Raw genomic sequence first — 8,688 nt, 5'->3', positions numbered from 1 at the left:
GCTCTCTCTGATGATGCCTGACGTGCCATTGAGTTCAACTTTTTGGCAAAAGGAAACTCACGCGCCAATTCTTTGCATAGCAGAGAGAGACGAGCCTTATCTACTTTAGACTCATCTCGCCATAACCTTACTGCTTTGTTTCTGATAAACTGAGCAGTTCTTATGGCTTCATCTAAGGCTTTATATTGTGCCTTAGACCCATTCAACAACTTGGCTTCTCTTACTATCATGGTTTTATTTTACTGGACTTTATTTTGGATAACCTTATTTTTAACATAAGTTAACCGTCCTAGAAGGACGGGGCTTTAAACCCACTTTTTTTGGTAATCCAATCGAATCGTCTCAACTGAAGCCGTTTGCGCGAACCTTTCCGGGGATGGGGTTTCAAACGTCCCTTAGATGAGACGGTCTGCATTTGCCACCCTCTACTCGATCGCACTAGAATTATCGATCCTACAGAAGCCCACTTCACGGACAGGATAGTTATGGCTCCCACACCCGAAGCACTCAAAGCGATCGACGACAAACTTTCCCAACGGTTTATCGAACTCGATCCCGACGGATACTTTATTATTTACGTCGATCGCGAGGCGGGGCTAATTTGCGCCGAACACTACAGCAACGAAATTAACGAAAAAGGCTTGGCCGTCGATCCCGAAACCGGAGAACCGATTCCTTGCGACGGCGGCGCGAAACGCAAGCCCACCGTGGTTTACAAAGGACGCACGGCGAAAGAGTTGGGCATGGAAATTACGGAAAAAGCCGATCCGAAACGGTTGTCGTTTCTCGACCATGCTTTATATTTAGGGCGAGAGTTCGTCCGGGCGGAAATCGCTTTGCTCTCGGGAGAAGAGTACGTTCAGGATTAGCCTCGTGCGATCGATGCTGGAACGGTAAGACCTCCTTCGAGCCGATATGGTGCTACCCTCGATAGCAGAGTACCTTCAAAATGAATCTCTGAGACGACGAGATCTTCAGGATACTGGGGTTCTCGCCTGTCACAAATAATTCCATCTCGTCGTGAAGCTCCCCAGGGAGTTTCACGAGTTTTGCTCGTTTCGCTCCATAATGAGAATTGCTGTCATTATGAACTTATCTCCGGTAGGATCGACGTGAACGATCTCCCCCCCTTCCAGTAAGCTAAAACCTCCTATGGATCGATGGTTGAGCCTCGTACTTCAATTTGCTATCCCCGTTCTGCGATCGGTTATCGATGCCAAACTTAATGAGAAACTTGATAAGCTAGCCCTCAAAGACGACTCCCACAGCCCTTCGTCAGCTAAGACTGTACAACAGGTGATGGATGGCGATACCTCATCGGTTCGCCCTCTCCTCGCCCGCATCAATACCGACGCCCTCGATAGTTTCCAAACTCTTCTCGAACGCGAAGTACGAGATATCTCTTCGGAAAAATCGAGTGTTTCTCCCTTGGAGCTGCAAAAAGAACAGTTTCGCCAAGCCAAAGCTTTACAACAAAGTTGGCTCGATACTCAACGAAATACGCTACTCGAAGTTTCCGAACGCCAGCGAGAAACGGCTCTCAAACTTCCAGAAGTCCATCAAATTTTAGAACACTGGCCGTTACGACTGTTTCCGTCGCAACTGCTCGAAACACACCGAACTTCGACGCGAATTCCTCTGAGAATTATTTTAGCACCACCAGAAATTTCAATCGAACAGTTCGGTGACGTTCCGTCGAATATTCCAGCTTTAGACTTGCAATTAGCACAGGGGTTACGAGAATTTCTCAGTCAGCATTATTCGCTTCACAGTTCGACGCGGCCGACGGAGTTTTTAGGGGGAGCTTGGGACAGTAAGCGATCGCACAGCGAATCGAGTATCAAGGCACTATTCGGCTTTCTCACCTCACAACCGACGCTGATTCTCGAGTCGGAAACTGACGGCGATCGCTTGACGTTTCGTATGGCGTATTGGGGTTTGGGTCAGCCGAGCTATTACTATCGAACGCTCTTTACGGTATCCTGTCGAGAATTTTTAGAAGAGTCGGTTAAAACTCGAGCGCTACAATGGAAAGTGACTCAGGAAAAGTTATTAAATTTAGGTAAAACTCTCGAGGAAGTCGAGCGACTCGGGGGCGATAATTGCTATAATTTAAGGTTAATCGAAGATGCAAAATCTTTAGAAGGAGCTGGAATCGATACGAGAGAACTCGAATTTCGATATCGCTTCAATACGAAAGATTTTGAAGCTTTATATCGCTTTTTGATGACGTGCCATTGTTTGGTGGCGGGATGGATGGCAGATATCCATCATTTAATCGGTGACGATGTGTCGCCGTTGTTGCCGACCGTATTACCCGAATTGCTGGGGGAGATGGGCGATCGACAGGCGATCGAGACCGTGTTAGATACGACGATCGCGATCTATCAAGAGGTTTTGATGCTGTTGACCCTCGATCGCCCTTATTGGCAACCGGAACTGATGCTGAAATTGGCGTTCGGTTTGACGGCATTACCGGATAAATCGCGGGCGAAAGCACAAGTCGATCGCTCGCTGCGGGTGTGGTTGCAACAACGCGGCGTTCCCACTGAATCGATCGATCGCGACGTACTGGAAACCGTCGGAGGGGTTCTTGCGACCGACGACGAACCGTATTTACAACTGTTGTATGAGTGTTTTCAAGCGATCGGTGACGACTGGGGAACTCGCAATACGCGAGAACTCTTGCAGGCGATCGCCGTTTTGAAATACCAACAACACACCACGAACTTTAACATCAGTCGGGTTTTGACGGGGTTTCCCGCAGCAGTGGACGCCGTCGCTCTCAGTCCCGATCGAGACATCATTTACAGCAGTTGTCGCAACGAGAATACAATCGAGGCGCGATCGCTCTCCTCCAGTTGCGATCGCCCGCGACACCAGTTAAACGGCCATTCCGGCGGCGTGTTAACCTTTACCCTCAGCGATGACGGACGCCTGCTCGCCAGTAGCGATCGCTCGAAAAATCGCAGTTACATCCGCCTTTGGGACTCCTCGAGCGGTCAGCTCAAACGAACCCTTTTCGGACACCGCAAAAATATTTACGCCCTCGCCATCGCCCGAGACAACCAGACCTTAGCCAGCGGAAGTCATAAAATCAAACTGTGGAACCTCCAAACAGGAGAACCGTTCCGAACCCTGTTCGGACACAAACAATGGGTGTATGCGTTGGCGATCGCCCCAGACAGTCGTACCGTGGTCAGCGGTAGCGAAGATGCGACCCTGCGCGTTTGGGACGTGATGACCGCCGAGTTGCGCTACACCCTCACCGGACATCGCGCTCCCGTGCGATCGCTGGCTATCGACCCCAGCGGTCAAACCCTCGCCAGTGCGAGCGACGATCGCACCGTGCGCCTGTGGGATTTGGAGTCGGGTCAGTTCTTGTACGAGTTGAGCGATCGATCCCATTTCGTCCAGTCGTTGACCTTTGGACCTAACGGTCAGTATCTCATCAGCGGCGGTCGGGACGCGACGGTGAAGGTTTGGCATCTCGCCCGCCGCCACGTAATACAAACTCTGTGCGGCCACGACGGCGGCGTCACCTCCATCGCCCTCAGCGACGACGGAACGACCCTCGTTAGCGGCAGTGAAGACCGCACGATTCGGATTTGGTGCGATCGCCTCGCAATTTTGAGAACACATAAAACTTAGAAAAAAGAGTCGATCGAGTCGCAGCAGTATTCGTTTCCTGTTAACCAACTTTACAAAATTGAGTAAAAAAGTTTTGTTTTTTTACCGTTTTTCTACATAGTATGAAGAACGTAAATTTTTACATCAAATTCGCGATCGCCCTTATCGATCTGTCTTAATCTAGTCTTAACCAGAAATCTTCGATCGATGGAAGTCGATTGAGATTCAGTAGACCGACAACTTGGGAAAGGGAACCATGAATGCCATGGGGGAACATCACCCACACCGCGAAATTGGCGATGTAGAAGTCGTTTCGGCGGTATCCGGTCGAGTGCGGTTGCGCGTGAAAGATACAACAGACACAAACACGATCGACGCCTTAACTCGACACTTCAAAGGACAAACCGGCATCGACGAGATTCGCACCAACCCAGACACTGGAAGTCTGACCGTTTGTTTCGATCCCGCAAGCGCGACCGTTTCAGATATTTTCGAGCCGCTTGCCCTTCAAGAAATCGCCCCCTTGTCCAATGGGTCTGACGACGAGAGCCAAGCTGCGATCGGTTCCGAGGACTTACAAACCGCTCTCGTTCGTCTCAAATCTTTCGTTCCGCCTCTGCTGGGAATTGCCATCGTTCGCGCCCTTCGGATTTACGGCTGGACTGCCCTTCCCGCCTACCTGCTGGCGACCGCAGTTTCCCGCCAGATCCTCGAAGCCGTCGATTTCGAGGGATTCCGCGATGGGGACGTGTCGTCCGAAATTCCGGCAGAGGACAGCAGTACGGTCGAGACCGTGCAGGCGATCGCCCTGGCTGATATCGTCGTTCACGACACCCCCGGACGCTTGCGCCTGCGCTTACCACCTGTCGCCGAAAACGCCACCTTCGGCAAACGCTTACAAAAACTGGCAGCGATCGAAGAGGGAATTACCGCCGTTCGCATCAACCCCGCCAACGCCTCCGTCACCGTCACCTATTCAAAAAACCGTTCGTCTCGGGAAATTCGCGCCCGCATCGCCAGCTTGCTTCTGGCCACCGAAATGCTAGAGGTTCCCACAGTCGAACCCCCCTCGCGAACCCGCGACACGGAGGATAAAAACGGCAAAGCCTCGTCAGCAAAGGAAGACGACACCGGCTATATCCCGCCGGCCCCCCCAGAAATCTCTGAGACCGACCCCTCTGATTCCACGACATCTGAGTCCGAGACATCTGAAACCGACCCCTCTGATTCCACGACATCTGAGGCGGAGACATCTGAGGTGGAGACATCTGAGGCGGAGACATCTGAAGCCAGTAATACCTGGTCGCGGTTTAAATCCTCTGCCATGTCTGTCTTTCTCGACTGGATGGCGAATACCTCACTCGGTCGGGCTTAAAAACATCGAAGCCCGATCGAACGCCCAACTCACAAGCTCGTTGCATCGACCGTTAAGCCCAAGGAGGGAGGAGGATGACTCAAGTACTCATCCAACCCGAACGGGCGTCCCGTCAGGACACCGCGTGTTATAAGAAACCGTCCGTTATCAAACCCGACCGTTCGATCGAAGATCGTCCAACTGTTTCCTATTGCATCGTTCACGCCATCGCGGGGCGAATCCGATTTCGAGTTCCCAAACTACTCAAAGACGCCCACTACGCACGACATCTCAAAGCCTTAATCGAACTCGACGATCGCTTCGATCGCGTGCGGGTCGATCGCGCGGCCGCCTGTGTCGTCGTCGTTTATCCCACCAACAGTGACGACGCCGAAATCCGCGATCGCCTGGCGAACTTAATCCAGCTTGCCAGCGCCAGCGTCATTCCGCTGCAAGTCCAACGAAAACTGTCCCAACAGGACGTTTCGCCGGAAAAAGGATTTTGGTCGTCCTTGAAACTGCCCGCTTTGGCGGCGAGTCTGGCAATTCTCGGCGGTCCGATGGGACTGTCTGTCCCGCTGGTGTTGAAACAAGGGGCGATCGCCCTGGCCGCCTTACCCGTAGCCAAACGTGCTTGTGCCAGTTTGTTCGGACGAGGTCGCCTTAACGTAGATTTCCTCGATTTGAGCGCCCTCGTCATCATCACCGCCCAAAAACAACTCGTCGCCTCGTCGAGTATGGTGGCACTGATTCAACTCGGCGAAGCCATCCGCGATCGCACCGCTCGCACTTACCAAGACAAAACCGACGATTTACTGAGTCTCTTAGACCCGATGGTGTGGGTCGAACGGAACGGAAAAAAACACCGAATTCCCATCGAAGACGTGAAACGGGACGACACGGTCATCGTTTATCCTGGCGAACAGGTTCCCGTAGACGGCACGATTTTACGGGGACGGGCAACCCTCGACGAACAGAAACTCACTGGAGAATCCCTGCCCGTCTTGCGCCGTTCGGGAGAAACGGTGTACGCTTCGACGCTGGTACGGGACGGACAAATTTACCTTCGCGCCGAATATCTGGGGGCGGACACTCGCGCCGGACAGATGTTGCAACTGTTGCAACACGCACCCTTGCACGACACGCGCATTGAAAACTACGCCGCGAAGCTGGCCGATCGCGCTGTATTACCGACCCTGCTTCTCGGAGGAACCCTGTTCTTAGCCACCCGCAACGCGGCGCGGGCTGCCTCTATTTTCACCCTGGACTTTGCCACGGGAATTCGGGTGTCCGTTCCCACCACCGTTATGGCCGCCTTGAGTGCGGCGGCGCGACGGGGCATTTTGATTAAAAGCGGACGGGCCCTGCAACAAATCGCCCACGTCGATGCGATCGTTTTCGACAAAACCGGGACGCTGACTCAAGGCGAGGTAACCGTTATCGGCGTGCGAACTGCAAGCGATGCGATCGACGAACGAGACGTTCTCCAGGCTGCTGCCGCCGCCGAACAGCGCATCACTCATCCCGTTGCAGCCGCCGTCACCGCCTACGCCAAAGCCAGAGGCGTGGACGTCCTCCCCCGCCAGAAATGGGATTACTGTGTGGGGTTGGGCATCAAAGCGCAAATTAACGGAACCTCGGTTCTCGTGGGAAGCGAGCGGTTTATGGTGGGCGAAGAGGTGGATTTAGATCCCTTGTGGCGTCGCCACGGAGACCTCAAAGGGACCCTCTATCCTACGATTTACGTCGCCAGCAACGGCGAGATTCTCGGCACGATTCAATATACCGATCCCGTGCGCCCCGAAAGTCCCGCCGTGTTGGAATTGCTTCGTAACGACATCGGCGCCCAACTGCATATGCTCACGGGAGACAACCGCCAGCGTGCCAAAGCAGTGGCGGCGGAATTGGGAATTCTCGATGCCAACATCCACGCCGAAGCCTTTCCCGAGCATAAGGCGGAAGTGGTGCAGCGACTGCACGCGGAAGGCAAAACGGTGGCGTTTGTGGGAGACGGCTTGAACGATTCGGCGGCCTTAGCCTATGCGGACGTTTCGGTATCGTTCCGCGACGGTTCGGATATCGCCCGCGAAACCGCCGACGTGGTGTTGATGCAGAACGATTTACACGGGTTGGTGGAGGCGATCGCGATCGCTCGCCACGCCAGCGGCATTATCGAGCAAAATACCGGCGTCGTGACAGTATCGAATTTGGCAGGGTTGGCCATGGCGACCACGGTGGGACTCCATCCCATCGCCGCCACGTTGATTAATAACGGTTCCAGTGCGTTGGTGGGCGTCAACGGCTTGCGTCCGGTACTCGGCGGTTGTTCGCTTCCGGAACGGGCGATCGAAAAATCCCGGTAAACTCAAATCCCGTCGATGTATTGTCGCCCACCCAAAAACACGATTTTTAAGGTCGAACTTGTCAGGAGTTCACAAGATTGGCAACAACAAACTCGGTTAATCCTATCTAACTCAGGAGGTAAATGATATCATGGACTTAGATCTAGACCTTGGCGATTTTATCGAAGATTTTGGCCTTCCCGGCATGGTTTTAGGAGTCGGCGTTCTCGTCCTAGCCCCGTTTTTTGGCTCGTCACTCGCCAAAGTGGGAAGACCCCTCGCTAAAGCAACCATCAAAGGCGGATTGATGGCGTACGACAAAGGAAAAGTGGTATTGTCTGAAGCGAGGGAAACGTTCGATAAAATGCTTGAAGAAAGTCGAGAAGAACTGAAACAATCGGCAAAAAACCAGGAAATTGAATACCTTAAAACAGTTTCAGTCTCCTCTACCCCGATCGAGGATTGAGCAGAAAGCAAAGTTAAGTGTGGGGAAGCCCACAGCCCATTCCAAAGAAAAATAATTCTTAAGGTCGAGGAAATACTAAATTTGCCGATCGATTTCCCTCATTTTTCAATTGACTGTACCTTGCTTTTTTTAGAATTGTTGTTTAGAATGGAGGAAAAGCGTAACGTCTAATTGCCTAACAGCCCTTCACATTTTTTGTTTCGCTTGTATCGAACGAGGAGGATTAAAATATATGGCATTCCATCCTGAAGATCTCTTAGAAGATGTTGGAATTCCGGGAATTGCTGCAGGCGTAGGATTACTCGTTCTCGCCCCCTTTGCTGTCAAAGCGGGAAAACCACTCGCTAAAGCAGTCATCAAAGGCGGAATCACAGCCTATGAAAAAAGCAAAGGCTTCTTAGCCGAAACGGGAGAAGTGTTTGAAGACATGGTCGCTGAAGCAAGAGCAGAACTAGCGGAAGATCGATCCCAAAAAGTCCTCAATGCTGCTGAAAACACACCGGAAAGCAGCTAAAACTGCATCTTCAACCGATGAAGTATAAACTGCCGTCCCTTGACGACACAATACTCGAGTGGGGGATGGAGATTTGAAAGGCATTGCCTATCTATCCATCTCTCACTTTCTATTCGTTGTCGATCGGGAATTCATTGCAAACAATCTAGATTTGAAAAATTCTTAACTCCAGATATACAAAGAAAACGGCATTTTTTTAATACCTATTCCCCGTTCCCCATTCCCTCTCTCAAAAATATTAGGTTCTTCCGAACTTACTATGCAAGAAATCGCTGAAACCCTTACAGGGCAAGAGTTTTTGTTAAACTGTATAAAAAGTTAGCTCAAATCGCGAAATTCCTTTCCAGATATAGGCTACAAGCATTTACCCTACACACCAAGG

6 protein-coding genes and 1 pseudogene are annotated in these 8,688 nt (G+C 51.8%); 6 read left to right on the top strand and 1 reads right to left on the bottom strand.

The window, feature by feature from the left end:
- A pseudogene (locus POG22_RS14145) lies at positions 1 to 230 on the bottom strand (RNA-guided endonuclease TnpB family protein); the annotation flags it as partial.
- Positions 231 to 485: 255 nt separating this feature from the next.
- On the opposite strand from POG22_RS14145, the gene POG22_RS14140 reads away from it, so the two are divergent.
- The 6 genes from POG22_RS14140 to POG22_RS14115 all read left to right on the top strand — a co-directional run bounded on the left by POG22_RS14140 (position 486) and on the right by POG22_RS14115 (position 8,306).
- Entirely contained in the window at positions 486 to 869 is a 384-nt protein-coding gene (locus POG22_RS14140; RefSeq protein ID WP_017659965.1) for a DUF4346 domain-containing protein, read from the top strand.
- A 283-nt stretch (positions 870 to 1,152) separates the two neighbouring features.
- Positions 1,153 to 3,651, top strand: a complete 2,499-nt coding sequence (locus POG22_RS14135) for a WD40 repeat domain-containing protein (protein WP_498905972.1) — start codon at positions 1,153 to 1,155, stop codon at positions 3,649 to 3,651.
- A 235-nt stretch (positions 3,652 to 3,886) separates the two neighbouring features.
- Positions 3,887 to 5,005 (top strand): hypothetical protein, encoded by a 1,119-nt coding sequence (locus POG22_RS14130; protein ID WP_498905971.1) that lies wholly within the window; start codon positions 3,887 to 3,889, stop codon positions 5,003 to 5,005.
- 74 nt (positions 5,006 to 5,079) lie between these two features.
- A complete protein-coding gene (locus POG22_RS14125; RefSeq protein ID WP_063717038.1) occupies positions 5,080 to 7,347 on the top strand; it encodes a heavy metal translocating P-type ATPase in 2,268 nt (755 codons plus the stop codon).
- 130 nt (positions 7,348 to 7,477) lie between these two features.
- Entirely contained in the window at positions 7,478 to 7,792 is a 315-nt protein-coding gene (locus POG22_RS14120; protein ID WP_063717039.1) for a hypothetical protein, read from the top strand.
- Positions 7,793 to 8,024: 232 nt separating this feature from the next.
- On the top strand, positions 8,025 to 8,306 hold the full coding sequence (locus POG22_RS14115) for a DUF5132 domain-containing protein (protein WP_063717040.1): 282 nt from the start codon (positions 8,025 to 8,027) through the stop codon (positions 8,304 to 8,306).
- Positions 8,307 to 8,688 lie beyond the last annotated feature (382 nt).

The sequence above is a fragment of the Geitlerinema sp. CS-897 genome, from assembly GCF_028368005.1.
Lineage (GTDB): Bacteria > Cyanobacteriota > Cyanobacteriia > Cyanobacteriales > Geitlerinemataceae > Baaleninema > Baaleninema simplex.
Note: the sequence above shows the minus strand (reverse complement) of the source record. Positions and strands in the feature narration are given on the sequence as shown.

Excerpts from the sequence above, each read along its gene's own strand:
- POG22_RS14130 (WP_498905971.1), top strand. The coding sequence starts at position 3,887 with ATGAATGCCATGGGGGAACATCACCCACACCGCGAAATTGGCGATGTA.
- POG22_RS14140 (WP_017659965.1), top strand. The coding sequence starts at position 486 with ATGGCTCCCACACCCGAAGCACTCAAAGCGATCGACGACAAACTTTCC.
- POG22_RS14120 (WP_063717039.1), top strand. The coding sequence starts at position 7,478 with ATGGACTTAGATCTAGACCTTGGCGATTTTATCGAAGATTTTGGCCTT.
- POG22_RS14125 (WP_063717038.1), top strand. The coding sequence starts at position 5,080 with ATGACTCAAGTACTCATCCAACCCGAACGGGCGTCCCGTCAGGACACC.
- POG22_RS14115 (WP_063717040.1), top strand. The coding sequence starts at position 8,025 with ATGGCATTCCATCCTGAAGATCTCTTAGAAGATGTTGGAATTCCGGGA.
- POG22_RS14135 (WP_498905972.1), top strand. The coding sequence starts at position 1,153 with ATGGATCGATGGTTGAGCCTCGTACTTCAATTTGCTATCCCCGTTCTG.